General features: G+C 70.4%; 5 protein-coding genes. 3 read left to right on the top strand and 2 right to left on the bottom strand.

What is annotated here, in order from left to right; genetic code table 11:
• Positions 1-3 precede the first annotated feature (3 nt).
• On the bottom strand, positions 4-2,055 hold the full coding sequence (locus ACZ41I_RS23895) for an HsdM family class I SAM-dependent methyltransferase (RefSeq protein ID WP_468515006.1): 2,052 nt from the start codon (positions 2,053-2,055) through the stop codon (positions 4-6).
• A gap of 176 nt (positions 2,056-2,231) precedes the next feature.
• Positions 2,232-3,245, bottom strand: a complete 1,014-nt coding sequence (locus tag ACZ41I_RS23890) for a serine/threonine-protein kinase (protein ID WP_468515005.1) — start codon at positions 3,243-3,245, stop codon at positions 2,232-2,234.
• 224 nt (positions 3,246-3,469) lie between these two features.
• Here ACZ41I_RS23890 and ACZ41I_RS23885 point away from each other — a divergent pair, with 224 nt between their 5' ends.
• The 3 genes from ACZ41I_RS23885 to ACZ41I_RS23875 all read left to right on the top strand — a co-directional run bounded on the left by ACZ41I_RS23885 (position 3,470) and on the right by ACZ41I_RS23875 (position 15,978).
• Complete coding sequence (locus ACZ41I_RS23885) at positions 3,470-8,740, top strand: DEAD/DEAH box helicase (RefSeq protein WP_468515004.1); 5,271 nt, start codon at positions 3,470-3,472, stop codon at positions 8,738-8,740.
• Positions 8,741-8,863: 123 nt separating this feature from the next.
• Complete coding sequence (locus ACZ41I_RS23880) at positions 8,864-11,815, top strand: helicase-related protein (protein WP_468515003.1); 2,952 nt, start codon at positions 8,864-8,866, stop codon at positions 11,813-11,815.
• Positions 11,812-15,978: an Eco57I restriction-modification methylase domain-containing protein gene (locus ACZ41I_RS23875; RefSeq protein WP_468515002.1), complete on the top strand. Its 4,167-nt coding sequence runs from the start codon at positions 11,812-11,814 to the stop codon at positions 15,976-15,978. The genes ACZ41I_RS23880 and ACZ41I_RS23875 overlap by 4 nt, the downstream gene beginning before the upstream one ends.
• Positions 15,979-15,995 lie beyond the last annotated feature (17 nt).

The following is a 15,995-nucleotide window of genomic DNA, read 5'->3' as shown; positions in this document are numbered from 1 at the left end:
GTGCTACGCCTGGTTGGCCAGGCGTCCGGCCGCCAGTTCGTCGCCGAGGTCGCGGACAAGGCTGGTGCCGAGGTCGGCGGTACGGCGCAACAGCCGTTCGAAGGCGGTGAGTTCGCGGAACACCTCTCCGTAGCGCCGCTGTTCTCCGAGGGGAACCTGGCGGATCTGGAGACGGCGGACGTCGATACGGGAGGAGTTCGTGGTGTGGGTGCCGGCCTGCCGGGCATTGGCGGGAGCCCGCAGTGAACCGGCGAGGAACCAGGCGTCGAGCTGTTCGGGCTGTACTCGCACGGCATGCAGTTGCGGGCCGAGGGCGGTCGGCGGCCCCTCGTGGACCCAGGCGGAGAAGGCACGTGCGACGCCCACCACCACGATGTCCCCGGGTTCGGCGATCACGGCCTCGCCGGCCGCAGCGGTGTCGGGAGCGAGCCAGCTGCGGGGTTCGCCGTCCACCAGAAGATCGGGGACGGTGAGGAGGGGAATGCCGTCGTCGGACGGCGGGCCGGCGTGGACCGATTCCTCCGGCGGCTGCTGGCCGCCGCGCAGGGTGAGCGCCCCGGCCCGGGCGAGCTCGGCGACTGTGGTCGCCGTCGGTGTGTCCGCCTCAGCCGTGGCGAGTTCCAGCGCCGCGAGCAGCTTGGCCGACTTGTTCACGTTCGCGGTGAGGCCGTTGAACTCCCGCCAGGATTCGGCTAGTCGGGGTGCCGTGTCCGCCGGGGACGGGGTGATGTGACGTCCAGGGGTCAGGTCGACCTCGTCGTCGAGGAGTTCGATGACGGGAACCTGTCGTACGTAGGCAGGGGCCTGTGGGGAGTCCGCCTCTTCGACGGCCTCGCGCACGAAAGCGCTGATCGCCGCCCAGTCGGGGGTCCACTTCTCCTCCGGGTCCCGGGGGAAGCGCGAGGCCGCGTCGGCGACCAGCAGCCGATGGCCCACCGGTGTGCCTTCCCCGTGAGCGGGCATCCGCAGCACCCACAGGTGCAGGGAGACGCTGTGCGGTGCGGCGCAGCCCGGCGGCAGCGCGACGACGGCCCGCAGTTGCCCGGTGCGCAGCAGCGAGCCGCGGATGCGGCGGCCGGCCTTTCTGGCCGCGACGGCAGGCGGCAGCAGCAGTACTGCGGTGCCGCCGGGCCGCAGCTGGGCCAGGCAGTGCTGGACCCAGGCGAGTTCGGGCTCGGTGCGCGGGGGAAGGCCGTGGCTCCAGCGGGCGTCGGTGGCCAGCTCCTCGTATCCCCAGTCCCGTTCGTTGAAGGGCGGGTTGCACAGGACGATGTCGGCGGGGGTGCCGGAGAACGGGTCGTCGCGTAGCGAGTCAGCAGCCCGTACGGAGACCTGCGCCCACTCCTTCTCCTTGTGGCCCTCGTTCTCGGCGAGGGCCATGCGGGAGTCCGCCAGCGAGGCGAGGACGGCGTCCCGGTCACTGCCGAGCAGCGTGAGCGTCCCGGCGCCCGATGCCCTCGCGGCGTCGGCCGCGGCCAGGAGGAGATGCCCGGGGCCGCAAGCAGGGTCCATGACCGTGGTGCCGCCGGAGCTGCCCGGGCTGTCGCCCGCCACGCCGTTGGCCGCCCCGAGGGCGAGTTGTGCCATGAGGGCTGCCAGCGGTTCCGGGGTCGTGGCGATCTGGCGCACATGGACGTCGAGCCAGCGGCGCAGCAGAAACGCGAACGTTTCCGTGGCCCCTTCACGCCGGCCGAGACCCACGGCCCGTTCGATCAGCTCTCGTGTGTCGGCACGGATCTCTTCACCTTCGCCGCTCACCCGCCCGGAGAGGAGTCGTCCTACATCGGCGATCGCGGCGCCCGTCTCGTCACGCCCGCCGAGCGCCTCGAAACCGGGCCAGAGCCATTCCCTCTCGGCGGACTTCTTCAACTTCTTGTTGTCGCGCAGCCAGCCCTCGATGTCGGTCAAGGAGAACTGAGGGTTGGTGTCGGTGCCGGCGATCCGCTCGGGGAAGGACGGATGCCGCCGCCGCCAGTTGCTCACCGCGGCTCGTCCCACACCCGCAAGGCGGGCGATTTCGGCCAAGGTCACCGGTACGGCGCGCGATGTGGACATCTGCACTCCCAGGGCATTTCTGGTGGAGGGAGGACTTTTCCCTCGGTCATGGGTGTGTGATCAAGCCACCCTTCCTCCGAACTGCACCCGCCAGCGTACATGACCATTGACTTTGTTCACAGATGCATAATGGTGGGTTGGGGCCGTATCGAGTTCCGGTCGGCGAGGCGCGCGGGTCAGCGCGACGGCCGGCTGTTCCGCCCGGACGCCGCCCCCGTCCGCCCGGCTCGGCCGCTCCGCCCCGATGTTGCCCATGCCCGCACCGGCCGGGCCTCGGGTCCCATCGGGTGGGTGAAGGGACGCAGCGGGTCCACTTCGGCCCACGGGAGGAGTGCCTGTTCGGGGGTGCGGCGCTCGGGCAGCCATACGGCGAGGCGCCGCCACACCTCGCCGGCGTGGGCGGGTCGCTCGTCGGGGTCCTTGGCCAGTAACTGGAGCACCAGGTCCTCCAGTTCGGAGGGGATGCCCGCGCGAAGCCTTCCGGGCGGTACGGGCGGCTGCTCAACGATCATGCCCGGCAGCATCAGTTCGGACTCGTGCGTGAAGACCGGCTCGCCCGTCAGCATCGCGTACAGCAGGCAGCCCAACGCGTACAGATCGGTGCGGGGGTCGACCGGCTTGCCCTGCACCTGTTCCGGCGCCATGCACTCCAGGCTGCCGGGGCGCTCGCCGGTCGTGGTGAGGCCTGTGGTGTCCGGGTCGAGGAAGGCGGCGACGCCGAAGTCCAGGACCTTGACCACGCCGTCCGTGCGGATCACGACGTTGCTGCCCTTGAGGTCGCGGTGCACGACGTCGCGGGCGTGCACGGAACCCAGGACCGAGGCGATCTGGACGCCGATCGACGCGGTCTCCTCGATGGAGAGCGGGCCCTCCTCGACGATCCGGTCGTCGAGCGGGGGTCCGATCACGTACTGCATGACGAGAAAGCGGGTGCCGTTCTCCTCGCCGAGGTCGTAGACGGTGGCGAGGCCCGCGTGGTCGAGTCGCGCGACGGCCTGCGCCTCCCGGCGGAACCTTTCGGCGTCGCGGGCGCGCTGCTCCTCGGTGAGTCCGGGATCGACGTTCATGGTCTTCAGCGCCACGTCGCGGCCCAGGTTCTCGTCGTGGGCGAGCCAGACGACTCCCATGCCGCCCCGGCCGATGAGGCGCTTGATCCGGTAGCGACCGGCGATCAGTGTTCCGGTTTCCATTTGCGCTGCGGCCCGTCCCCTCCGTGCCCTGCCGCGCCCTGCCCGGGCTGGTGTCAGGGAGAGTGTGACACGGGCGGTGCTTGGAATGCCGCCCGCGCGACGCTTGGTTCGTTGACTGAGTTCACAATCTCTTGCTCTAATGGGGTGAAGGCGGGGCGGTTCGTCCCCTGCGCCTCACCCACTACGGTGATGCGTGGATTACGTCGGGAGCTAGTGAGGATCACGTGGACGTCTTCGAGGTGCACCGTCGGCTCATCCGGGACTACAAGGAATACACGTCCGGATCGGTGGTGATCGACGACCCGCGGATCGGCGAGAAGGTGTCCAAGTCCCTTGCCGACGGCGACCAGTGGCCCGACCCCTGGCTCTCGCTCAACCCGAGCTTCGCGAGCGGCGGCACCGTCGACCACCTCGCCGACGACCTCGGCCTCCTCCACCCCGAGTGCAAGCGGATCTTCCGCACCGGCAAGGACAAGCGGGGCGCGACGATTCGTCCCATCCGCTTCCACCGGCACCAGCGCGACGCCATCGAGGCCGCCGACTCGAAGGACTCCTACGTCCTGACGACCGGCACCGGATCCGGCAAGAGCCTCGGTTACATCGTGCCCATCGTCAGCCGGATCCTGCGTGAGAAGCAGCCCGGAGACCCTCCGAGCATCAAGGCGATCATCGTCTACCCGATGAACGCCTTGGCCAACAGTCAGAGGGGTGAGCTGAAGAAGTTCCTCACGGCCGGATACGGCGAGGGCAACGAGCCCGTCACCTACGCCCGTTACACCGGCCAGGAGAAGCAGTCCGAGAAGGACGCGGTCCTCGACACCCCCCCGGACATCCTGCTCACCAACTACGTGATGCTCGAGCTGATGCTCACCCGCCCCGAGGAGCGCAAGCAACTCATCGGCCGGGCCAAGGGCCTGCGCTTCCTCGTCCTGGACGAACTGCACACCTACCGCGGCCGTCAGGGCGCCGACGTCGCCCTGCTGGTCCGGCGTGTCCGCGAGGCGTGCGAGTCGCCCGCCCTGCAGTGCGTCGGCACCTCTGCCACCATGTCCACCAAGGGCACCCCTGCCGCCCGCCGCCGTGAGGTCGCCGAGGTCGCCTCCACGCTGTTCGACACGGAGATCTCCCCGGACCGGGTGGTGGGCGAGACCCTGGTCCGTGCAACCGGGGACACGCCTCCCATGCGTGCCGAACTCGCCGCCCGCGTAAGGGAGAACAACCCTCCGCTGGAGTACGACGCACTCAAGGCCGACCCGTTGGCCCGCTGGGTCGAGACCGCCTTCGGCCTTACCGAGACCACCGACGAGGACGGCACCCGTCTGCTGGTGCGCGCCAAGCCCACCACCGTGGAACTCGCTGCGCGTGCCCTGCGCGAGGATGCCTTCGACGTCCCGCGTGATGCACCCGAGGACGAGCGGTACACCGCCTGCGCCAAGGCCATCCGGTCCACGCTCCGGGCCGGTACGCAGGTTCGCGACGATGAGGACCGCGCGCTGTTCGCGTTCCGCCTCCATCAGTTCCTCTCCAAGGGTGGCTCGGCGTACGTCTCCCTGGAGCCGGCGGAGAGCCGCCACATCACCCGCACCTACCAGCAGCGGGTGCCTGGAGAGCCGGAGAAGCTCCTGCTGCCGCTGTCCTTCTGCCGCGAGTGCGGCCAGGAGTACCTCACCGTCGCCCGCGAGCAGAGCGACGACGGCACGGTCGCCTTCCGCACCCGTGAGGACGCGGACGACGAGCAGGGCTACCTCTACCTCTCGGCTGCCAACCCGTGGCCCGAGCGCGTCGCGGACGCGATCGACCAGCGCCGCTTCCCCGACAGCTGGCTCACCCTCGACCCGAAGAAGGGCACACCCGTCCTCACCGCGAGCCGCAAGAAGCGCGCACCGCAGCCTGTGTGGGTGAGGCCCGACGGCGCGGCGGTGAACAAGGACGGGGACGGCCTGTACGCCGCCTACGTGCCCGCCCCGTTCCTGTTCTGCCTGGAGTGCGGGGTCAGCTACGAGGAAGTGCGGGAGCGGGATTTCGCCAAGCTGATGACGCTCGACCAGGAGGGCCGGTCCACGGCCACGTCTGTCGTCAGCGCTTCCATCGTGCGCCACCTGAAGAGTCTGCCGGAGAAGGAACTCGGCAAGGACGCGCGCAAGTTGCTCACCTTCGTCGACAACCGGCAGGACGCCAGTCTGCAGTCCGGGCACTTCAACGACTTCGTGATGGTCACCCAGCTGCGGGGTGCGCTGTACCGCGCGATGCTGAAGGCGGGGGAGAAGGGGCTGCGCTGGAAACGGCTGGGCGAGGAGGTCGTCGAGGCCCTGGGGCTGGCCCCGCACGAGTACGCCAACAACCCCACCGAAGTGGAAGCGCTCGCCGAGGAGACCCGGGACGCGCTGGCCCAGGTGGCCGAGTACCGGCTCTTCCTGGACCTGGAGCGCGGCTGGCGGGTCACCATGCCCAACCTGGAGCAGACCGGCCTGCTCGGCCTGGAGTACGCGGGGCTCGACCAGATCGCCGAGGACGAGGAGCGCTGGCAGCGGGCGGCGGGGCCGCTGCGCACCGCCACTCCCGCCACCCGGCTCGATCTCGCCGGGGTCCTCATGGACGAGCTGCGCCGCCAGCGGGCCGTGGACACCCCGTACTTCACCGAGGCCAAGTTCAACGAGCTGCGCAAGGAGTCGGCGAAGCTCAACGATGCCTGGGGGATCGCCGACACCGAGGCGGCGCCCCCCACACCGACCGTCGCCCTGCCGCGCGCGGGGCGGCCCGGCCATAGCCGCAGCGAGAAGAACCTCACAGGCCGCGGCGCTTTCGGCCGCCACGTCCGCAAACCGGAGACCTTCCCGGACTGGAGCCACGACCTTTCCCTCGATGACGCCCAGGACGTGATCCGCGACCTACTCGAAATCCTCGCCGACGGCGGCGTACTGAGCCGGATCACCCAGGGCCGGGGCGAGGACCCCGGCTACCAGATCCACCACCCGGTGATCCGCTGGCACGCCCGCGACGATGAGCACGGCGCGGTGGACCGGCTGCGCCGCACCTACCGCACCGGCCGGGGCCCCCGCGTCAACGCCTTCTTCAAGGGTCTCTACAAGGAGGTCGCGTCCACCTTCGCCGGACTGCACGCCGCCGAGCACACCGCCCAGGTACACCCCGACGTCCGCGAGGAGCGGGAGAAGCTGTTCAGCAAGGGGGTGCCGCTGCCCCTGCTGTACTGCTCGCCCACGATGGAGCTCGGCGTCGACATCGCCAGCCTCAACGCCGTCAACCTCCGCAACGTTCCGCCGACCCCCGCGAACTACGCACAGCGCTCGGGCCGCGCGGGCCGCTCGGGCCAGCCCGCGCTGGTCACCACGTACTGCGCGACCGGCAACAGCCACGACCAGTACTACTTCACCCGCTCCGACCAGATGGTCGCTGGCACCGTCGCCGCGCCCCGCCTCGACCTGGCCAACGAGGACCTGCTCGCCTCGCACGTGCACGCCATCTGGCTCGCCGAGACCCGCCTCGAACTCGGCCGCAGCATGACGAAGATCCTCGACACGGACGGCAAGGTTCCCTCGCTGCAACTGCTGCCCGAGGTTCGGGAGCAGATCGGCAATCCGGCAGCCCAGCAGCGTGCCCTCGTCCGGGCCCGCACCGTCCTCGCGGGCTGCGTCGACGCCCTGCGCGAGACGTCCTGGTGGCACGAGCAGTGGCTGGAGGACACCGTCGCCAAGGCCCCCGGCCGCTTCGACGAGAAGTGCGGACGCTGGCGGAACCTCTACCGCAAGGCCCTGGAGGAGCGGGAGATCCAGCACGACAACATCCGCAACCGCACGGCGACCGGCCGCTCCCAGGCCCAGGCCGTCCGCCGCCGCGCCCAGGCGGAGAACCAGATCGCCCTCCTGGAGAACAGGCAGGGAGGCGAGCGCACGGTGCTGTCCGACTTCTACCCGTACCGCTACTTCGCCTCCGAGGGCTTCCTGCCCGGCTACTCCTTCCCCCGGCTGCCGCTCGCCGCGTACATCCCCGGCACCGGCCGCACCAGCCGCGGCTACGACGGCGACTACCTCCAGCGGTCCCGCTTCATCGCGATCCGCGAGTTCGGGCCGGGCGCGCTGATTTACCACGAGGGCAGCCGGTTCAAGGTGGACCGGGTACAGCTGCCCCCGGACACCAGCGGCGAACTGACCACCGAGAGCGCCAAGGTGTGCCAGGGCTGCGGCTATCTGTCCCCCGAGGAGCGGCGCGAGGACACCTGCCTGGGCTGCGGCAGTTCGTACGGCGACCCCCGCACCGGGCTGCTGCACCTGCACACCGTCTTCACCCACCGTCGTGACCGGATCTCCTCCGACGAGGAGGAGCGCCAGCGCACGGGCTACGCGGTGGAGATCTCCTACCGTTTCAAACAGCACGAGGACGGCCGGGACGGTTCGCTGCGCGCCGAGGCGAAGGCCGCGGCCGGCCGCCTCCTCGCCGAGCTGGTCTACGGCGACAGCGCCACCGTCCGGCTCACCAACCTGGGCTACCGCCGCTCCGTCGCCAAGGGCGAGATCGGCTTCTGGCTCGACCCGGTCACCGGCCAGTGGCTGGCCGGCTCCACCGGCAAGCAGAGCACGAGCGCGCCCGGCCGGGAGACCCCGGTGGAGGACGAGGGCCTCGCCGACGCGGAGAAGGTCGTGCGCAAGATCCCCGTCATCCCGTACGTCCAGGACACCCGCAACATCCTCGTCCTCAAGCTCGCGGCCCCCGTCGACAAGGACACCGCGATCACCCTCCAGTACGCGCTGGAGCGGGGCATCGAGGCCGAGTTCCAGCTGGAGGACTCCGAGCTGGACACCGAGGAGCTGCCGCCGCACGACGGTCCCCGCGAGCGGCTGCTGTTCATCGAGAGCGCCGAGGGCGGCGCGGGCGTCCTGCGCCGCCTCCAGGCCGAGCCCGACGCGCTCGCCCGCGCCGCCCGGCGGGCCCTGGAGATCGCGCACTTCGACCAGATCGGGCGCGACCGGGGAGCCGAGAAGCGCAATGGCGACCCGTGCGAGAAGGGCTGCTACGACTGCCTGCTCTCCTTCGGCAACCAGCGCCACCACCGGATGATCGACCGCCACCTGGTGAAGCAGTTGCTGATGGACTTCGCGGGCGGCGAGGTCGGCTCCAGCCACGCGGGCCGCACCCGCGACGAGCACGCCGACGCGCTCATCGAGGGCGCCGACTCCTCCCTGGAGGAGCGGTTCGTCGCCTACCTCAGGACCCACGGCCACCGCCTGCCCGACCACCAGCAGGTCAGGCTGAGCGCGGCCCTGTCCAAGCCTGACTTCGTCTACGACACATCCTTCGGTCCGGTAGCGGTCTTCGTCGACGGCCCGCACCACGACCATGCCGAGACGACGCTGCGCGACGAGGAGGCCGCCGAGCGGCTGAAGGAGATCGGCTGGGAGGTCATCCGCATCCGCTACGACGACGACTGGTCGAAGGCCGTGGCCGACTACCCTTCGGTGTTCGGCGAGGCGCGCCGCTGATCTCAGGGACCGGGGCGGACCCCTTCGGCCCGCCCCGGTCCCACGACCACACGCGATCCGCCCGGCCGCCGCCCTGGCTGACCCGCCCGAACGACCCCTACCGCCCCGACCCGGAAGGCCCGCATGACCACCGCCGCCCAGCCGACCCGGCCGTACGCCGTCGGTTCCCTCGTCCACGCCCGGGGCCGTGAGTGGGTCGTGCTGCCCGACTCCACACCCGACCTGCTCGTCCTGCGCCCGCTCGGTGGCGCCGACGACGACATCGCGGGCGTCCTGCCCGGCCTGGAGACCGTGGTCCAGGCTACTTTCGCCCCGCCCACCCCCTCCGACCTCGGCGACCAGCAGGCCGCCGGGCTGCTGCGCAGCGCCCTGCGTATCGGCTTCCGCTCCGGCGCGGGCCCCTTCCGGTCGCTCGCCTCGATCGCCGTCGACCCACGCCCCTACCAGCTGGTCCCGCTGCTGATGGCGCTGCGCCAGGACACCGTACGGCTGCTGATCGCCGACGACGTCGGCATCGGCAAGACGGTCGAGGCCGGGCTGATCGCCGCCGAGCTGCTGGCGCAGGGCGACGCCCGAGGCCTGGTCGTGCTGTGTTCGCCCGCCCTGGCCGAGCAGTGGCGGGCCGAGCTGTACGGCAAGTTCGGCGTTGACGCCCGTCTCGTACTGCCGTCCACGATCGGGCGTCTGGAGCGCGAGACCCCGTACGGCCAGTCGGTGTTCCGCCCCGACGGCGCGTACGTCGTCTCCACCGACTTCATCAAGTCCCCCCGCCACCGCGAGGACTTCCTGCGCAACTGCCCCGACCTGGTGATCGTCGACGAGGCGCACTCCTGCGTCTCCGACGCCACGGTCGGCGCGTCCGCCCGCTCCTCCCAGCAGCGGTACTCGCTGCTGCGCGCCCTGGCCGACCGGACCGACCGCCACCTCCTCCTCGTGACGGCCACTCCGCACAGTGGCAAGGAGGAGCCCTTCCGCCGTCTGATCGGCCTGCTCGACGACCGCTTGGCCGCCGTCCCCCTCGACACCGACGCGGGCCGCAGGCTGCTCGCCGAGTTCTTCGTGCAGCGCCGCCGCGCCGACATCCGCGAGGACTTCCAGGACGGCGCCCACTTCCCGTCCTCCCGGGACACCGCCGAGACCGCCTACACCCTGCACCGCGACTACAAGAAGCTCCTCGACGAGGTCCTGTCGTACGCCCGCGAGACCGTACGGGCGGCCGACGGCGCCCTCCAGCAGCGCCAGCGCTGGTGGTCCACCCTTGCCCTGCTGCGCACCCTGTCCTCCTCCCCGGCCGCCGCCGTGCAGTCCCTGAACACCCGCGCCGGCGTCGAGGAGGCGGACACCCCCGCCGAGGCGGACCGCACCGGAGAGCGCACCGTCTCCGACCCGGCCGACAGCGAGACCCCCGAGTCCGCGGACGCCGTACCGGGCACCCGACTGCCCACGGACACCGGTACCGAGAGCGACGACGAGGCCGACGACGAGGAGAAGGCCCGCCTGGTCGCGATGGCCGAATCGGCCAAGAAGCTCTACGGCCCGACCCGCGACGCCAAGCTGAAGAAGCTGATCACCACGGTCTCCGACCTGCTCGACGAGGGCTACCGGCCCATCGTCTTCTGCCGCTACATCGCGACCGCCGACTACGTGGCCGACCACCTCAGGAAGGCCCTCAACAAGAAGGGCACGGACCACCCGGTCGCGGTCGCCTCCGTCACCGGCGAACTCTCGCCCGACCAGCGCGTCACCCGCATCGCCGAGCTGACCGGCACCGACGAGGACGGCAACCCCGCACCCGAGCGCCGCGTCCTGGTCGCCACCGACTGCCTGTCCGAGGGCGTCAACCTCCAGGAGTCCTTCGACGCCGTCGTCCACTACGACCTCGCGTGGAACCCGACCCGCCACGAGCAGCGCGAGGGCCGCGTGGACCGCTTCGGCCAGCGCACCGACGTCGTCAAGGCGCTCACCCTGTACGGCGCCGACAACCCCGTCGACGGCATCGTCCTCAACGTCCTCCTGCGCAAGCACGAGCGCATCCGCCGGGTCACCGGCATCTCCGTGCCCGTGCCGCAGGAGTCCGAGAGCGCCATGCAGGCCGTGTTCGAGGGCCTGATCCTGCGCGGTGAGCGGTCGGCGTACGAGCAGGAGGGGCTGTTCGCGCAGGAGGAGGTGGCCGAGCAGCTGGAGATCGCCTGGCAGTCCTCCGCCGAGCGGGAGAAGCGCCACCGCTCCCGCTACGCCCAGCTCACCATCAAGAAGGACGAGGTCGCCGCCGAGGTCGACGAGGTCCGCGCCGCGCTCGGCACCGGCGAGGAGGTACGGGACTTCACCCGCCGCGCCCTGGGCGCCCTGCGCGGTATGCCCGCCCCCACGAAGCAGGGCGGCTTCACCGCGCACACAGACGCCCTCCCGCAGGGCCTGCGCGACACCGTTTCGCACGCGCTCGGCCCCCGCCACCCCCGCCCGGTCGTCTTCCATGACGCCCCCAGCGCCCCGCGCGGCGAGGCCGCCCTCACCCGCACCGACCCGGTGGTCGCCGCCATCGCCCGCTTCGTACTTGACGCGGCCCTCGACGACGCCGGCAAGGTCCCCGAGTGGCAGCGTCCGGCCCGCCGTTGCGGAGTCATCCGTACGAAGGCCGTGGAGCGGAACACCACGCTCCTGCTGGTGCGCCACCGATTCCAACTGAACCTGCCGGCCCGTGACGGCTCGGTGCGCGAGCAGCTTGCCGAGGACGCCCGCGTGGTCGCCTACCGAGGCAGGCCCGACGCCCCCGAGTGGCTGCCGGAGGACGAGGCCGTGGCTCTCCTCGACGCCCGCGCCACGCAGAACACCGACCCCAAGTTCGCCACCGAGCACATCGCCGAGATCCTGGCCGCCCTGCCCGCGATCATGCCCGAACTACGGGACCAGTCGGCCGAGTTGGGACGCACCCTGGAGGCCTCGCACCGCAGGGTCCGCACCGCCTCCCGTGCCCGTCTCGCGGGCCTGAAGGTCGTCCCCCAGGGCGACCCGGACATCCTGGGCGTGTACCACTACCGCCCGGCCCCGACGTTCCCCCAGGGAGTGGGCGCATGAGCACCGCCAGGACCCTCGTCACCGACACCGTCGCCACCGTCGGCGGCCTCCTGCCGTACGACCTCCTGGTCCGCATCAAGGAGGGCAAGGAGCAGACCGGTTCCAAGCCCGCCGACTACCGCCTGTACGCCAAGGGCGACTCGGTACGGGACGCCGCCGAGCGCTCCTGGGGCTATCTGCGCGGTGTGTGGGCCGCCTACCAGGACGCCCTGGCCCGCGACGGCGCCGACGCCGACCCCGGTGTGCACGCGGTCGGCGTGACCACAGAGCGCTGGCTGCTGCCCCTCTTCGAGCAGCTCGGCTTCGGCGCCCTCACCCCCGTCCTCGCGCCCGGCCTGCCCTCCCACGACGGCGAGAAGGACTTCGAGGTCAGCCACCACTGGGCGCATGTCCCCGTCCACCTCACCGGCTGGAACGTCCCCCTCGACACACGTACCACCGAACTGGCCAAGCAGGCCCCCCAGTCGATGGTGCAGGAGTACCTCAACCGCTCGGCGGACTCCACCCTCTGGGGCGTCCTCTCCAACGGCCGCCAGTTGCGCCTGCTGCGCGAGTCCGCGTCCCTCACCGGCGCCGCGTTCATCGAGTTCGACCTCCGGGCGATCTTCGACGGCGACCGCTCCGACGACTTCGTCCTCCTGTGGCGCCTGCTGCACCGCACCCGCTTCGAGCCCCGCGCCGAGGGCGAGCCGGCCGCGACCTGTCCGCTGGAGAAGTGGCGCACCGAAGCCATCGACAGCGGCACCCGCGCCCTGAAGGAACTCCGCAAGGGCGTCGAGAAGGCCCTGACCGTGATCGGCACGGGCCTGATCAACCACCCCGACAACGCCGACCTGCGCGACGCCCTGCGCACCCGCGACAAGAACGTCCGCGACGACCTCCACCCGGCCCTGCTGCGCCTCGCCTACCGCCTGCTGTTCCTCTTCGTCACCGAGGACCGCGACCTGCTCCTGCACCCCGACGCCACCGAGCAGGCCCGCGACACGTACGAGAAGTACTTCTCCACGGCCCGCCTGCGCCGCGTCGCCCGCCGCACCGGCACCCTGCACGGCGACCAGTGGCAGGCGCTGCGGCTGGCCATCGAGGGCCTGGGCACGCCGGGCGGCCGCCCCGAACTCGGACTCCCGGCCCTGGGCGGCCTGTTCGAGCCCACCGGTACGGACGCGATCCTGGACGGCCTGAGCCTGTCCAACAAGGCCCTGTACGAGGCCATACATGCCCTGTGCGAGGTGTACGACGTCAAGCTGGGCCGCCCCCGCAAGGTCGACTACCGCCACCTCGGCGCCGACGAGCTCGGCTCGGTCTACGAGTCACTGCTCGAACTGGAGCCGCGCCTCGGCGAGGGCAACGAGTACGTCCTGGCCAAGCTGGACGGCAACGACCGCAAGACCTCCGGTTCCTACTACACCCCGTCCCCCCTCATCGACTGCCTCCTCGACTCCGCGCTCGACCCGGTGATCGAACAGGCCGTCCGCTCCGGTACGACGCAGAAGGAGCGCGAGGATGCGCTGCTCGCCCTGACGGTGTGCGACCCCGCCTGCGGCTCCGGCCACTTCCTGGTCGCCGCCGCCCGCCGTATCGCCCGCCGCCTCGCCGAGATCCGCACGGACGATCCCGAGCCCAGCGCCGAGGACGTACGGCACGCCTTGCGTGACGTCATCGCGCGGTGCGTGTACGGCGTCGACCTCAACAAGATGGCCGTCGAGCTGGCCAAGGTGTCCCTGTGGATCGAGGCGATGGAGCCGGGCCGGCCGCTCACCTTCCTCGACGCCCACATCAAGCACGGCAACGGCCTCCTGGGCACCACGCCGAAGCTGCTGGCCCAGGGCCTGCCCGACGACGCGTTCAAGCCGCTGGAGGGCGACGAGCCGAAGCACGTCACCGACCTGAAGAAGCGCAACGCGGCGGAGCGGACCGCGTGGAAGATCGCGCTGCGCCACGGGGCGAACCAGGACGCCCTGTTCGCGGAGGAGGAGGTGCTGGCCGAGTCCAACGCGGAGTTCGGTGAGAAGGTCTCGGCGATCACCGGAACGGACTCGCAGGAACTGGAAGACGTTCAGAACCAGGCCAAGGCGTACCGCGAGCTGACCACGTCCCCGGACTACATCCGGGCGCTGGAGCTGGCCGACGCGTGGTGCGCGGCGTTCGTCTGGAAGAAGACGAAGACGGCGACGCCGCCCGCGCTGACCACGAAGTCGCTGCTCACCCTGCACTCCGAGGACGGCGGCGCGAGCCTGCCGGACGGCACGATGAAGGAGATCCTGCGGCTGCGGGAGGAGTACCGCTTCTTCCACTGGCACCTGGAGTTCCCGGAGGTTTTCCGGGTTCCGGCGGATGCAGGGGCGCCGGGGGTGGACGAGCGCACAGGTTGGAAGGGCGGGTTCAGCTGTGTGCTGGGGAATCCGCCGTGGGAGACCCTTGAGTTCAAGACCGAGGAACACTTCGCCACTCTTGCCCCGAAGATCGCCAAGGCTGCGAACCAGGCGGCACGCCAGGCCCTGATCGACGAGCTCGCGGAGAGCGAGGACGAGGCCGATCGGGAACTGCACGCCGAGTACATCGCCGGCAAGCGGCTGTCCGACGGCTTCTCCCATCTCGCACGCTGGTCGGGTCGGTTCCCGCTGGCCGCGCGCGGCAAGCTGAACACGTATCCGCTGTTCGCGGAGGCAGCGTCCCACGGGATTGCGCCGCGAGGGCGGTTCGGGCTGGTCCTGCAGACGGGCATCGCCACGGACGCGACGACGGCACCGTTCTTCTCCGATTTGGTGCGCTCGAAGCGGCTGGTGTCGTTCCTGGACTTCAAGAACGAGGCGTGGGTGCTGAGCCGGGACGTGCACCATTCGACGCGCTTCTGTCTGCTCACCGTCACTGGCCGGGAGGAGCAGGTCCGGGAGGCTTCCTTCGCATTCGGGACCTGGTACATGGAGGACCTGCCTGCCCGCCGGTTCACCATGCCGCTGGAGGAGATCCTGCTGGTCAACCCGAACACCGGGAACCTCCCGGTCTTCGAGTCCCGGCGCGACGCGGAGATCACCTTCGGCATCTACAGCCGAGTCCCGGTTCTGCTCAAGGAGCCGGACGAATACGGCAGGGGCGGCAGCAACCCGTGGGGGCTGACCTTCCGGCAGGGCCTGTTCAACATGGCCTCCGACTCCCACCTGTTCAAGGGCAAACAGGAACTGGTCGACGAGGGCTGGCAGTTGACCGGCAACGTCTTCACGCGCATCGACGAAGAGGGGAAGACGCGCCGCTATCTCCCGCTGTACGAGGCGAAGATGCTCCACCACTTCGATCACCGCCTCGGCACGTACGAGGGTCAGACCCAGGCCCAGGCCAACGTCGGCACCCTCCCGCGCGTGACGCCGGAACAGCACGACGACCCCGACTTCGCTCCGATGCCCCGGTACTGGGCGCCGGAGTTCGACGTGGACTCTGGTAAGCGGGACAAGAACGGGAACCGGATCATGTGGGCGGGGGTGGAGACGCGGCTGGCGGACAAGGAGTGGTACGAGGACTGGCTGTTGGGGTGGCGTGACATCTGCCGGACCTCGGATCGGCGGACCATGATCAACACTGCTCTGCGTCGCACTGCCGTTCCTGACGGCACGTTGTTGATGTTGCCTTCCTTCGGCAATCCTGCGCTGCTCCAGGCGGCGCTGTCCTCGTACGTGCTCGACTTCGTGGCGCGTCAGAAGTTCAGCGGTACACACCTGAAGTTCTTCACGGCCCACCAGCTTCCAGTGCCCAGCCCTGAGACGGGCGACCAGCCGTGTCCGTGGAGCAGCGGCGAGACTGTGGCGGAGTGGGTTGCCGCAAGAGTGGCTGAACTTGCCTACACCGCTTGTGACATGGAGGCCTTCGCCAGAGCGATCGGTGTGGCGGGACGCCCGTTCCGGTGGGATGAGGAACGGCGCGGATTGCTGCGCGCAGAGCTGGACGCGGCCTTTTTCCACCTCTACGGACTGGCTCGCGATGACGCGGAGTACGTCATGGACGCGTTCTCCCGTCTCAAGAACGACGAGGAAGCAGCCCATGGCAGCTACCGCACCAAGGACCTCATCCTCGACATCTACGACCGCATGGAAGAGTCCCGCGTAACCGGCGACGAGTACCGAACCGTCCTGGACCCGCCGCCGGGGAAGGGGCCGCGTCACGAGGCCTGAGTGCCGCAGCCTCGGGC

Source organism: Streptomyces sp. NPDC030799 (genome assembly GCF_055572255.1).
The sequence above is the reverse complement of the archived record's forward strand: the minus strand, read 5'-3'. Positions and strand labels throughout refer to the sequence as shown.

What these genes read in the sequence shown, in the direction of transcription:
- ACZ41I_RS23895 (WP_468515006.1), bottom strand. Translation starts at nt 2,055, where the DNA reads ATGTCCACATCGCGCGCCGTACCGGTGACCTTGGCCGAAATCGCCCGC.
- ACZ41I_RS23890 (WP_468515005.1), bottom strand. Translation starts at nt 3,245, where the DNA reads ATGGAAACCGGAACACTGATCGCCGGTCGCTACCGGATCAAGCGCCTC.
- ACZ41I_RS23880 (WP_468515003.1), top strand. Translation starts at nt 8,864, where the DNA reads ATGACCACCGCCGCCCAGCCGACCCGGCCGTACGCCGTCGGTTCCCTC.
- ACZ41I_RS23875 (WP_468515002.1), top strand. Translation starts at nt 11,812, where the DNA reads ATGAGCACCGCCAGGACCCTCGTCACCGACACCGTCGCCACCGTCGGC.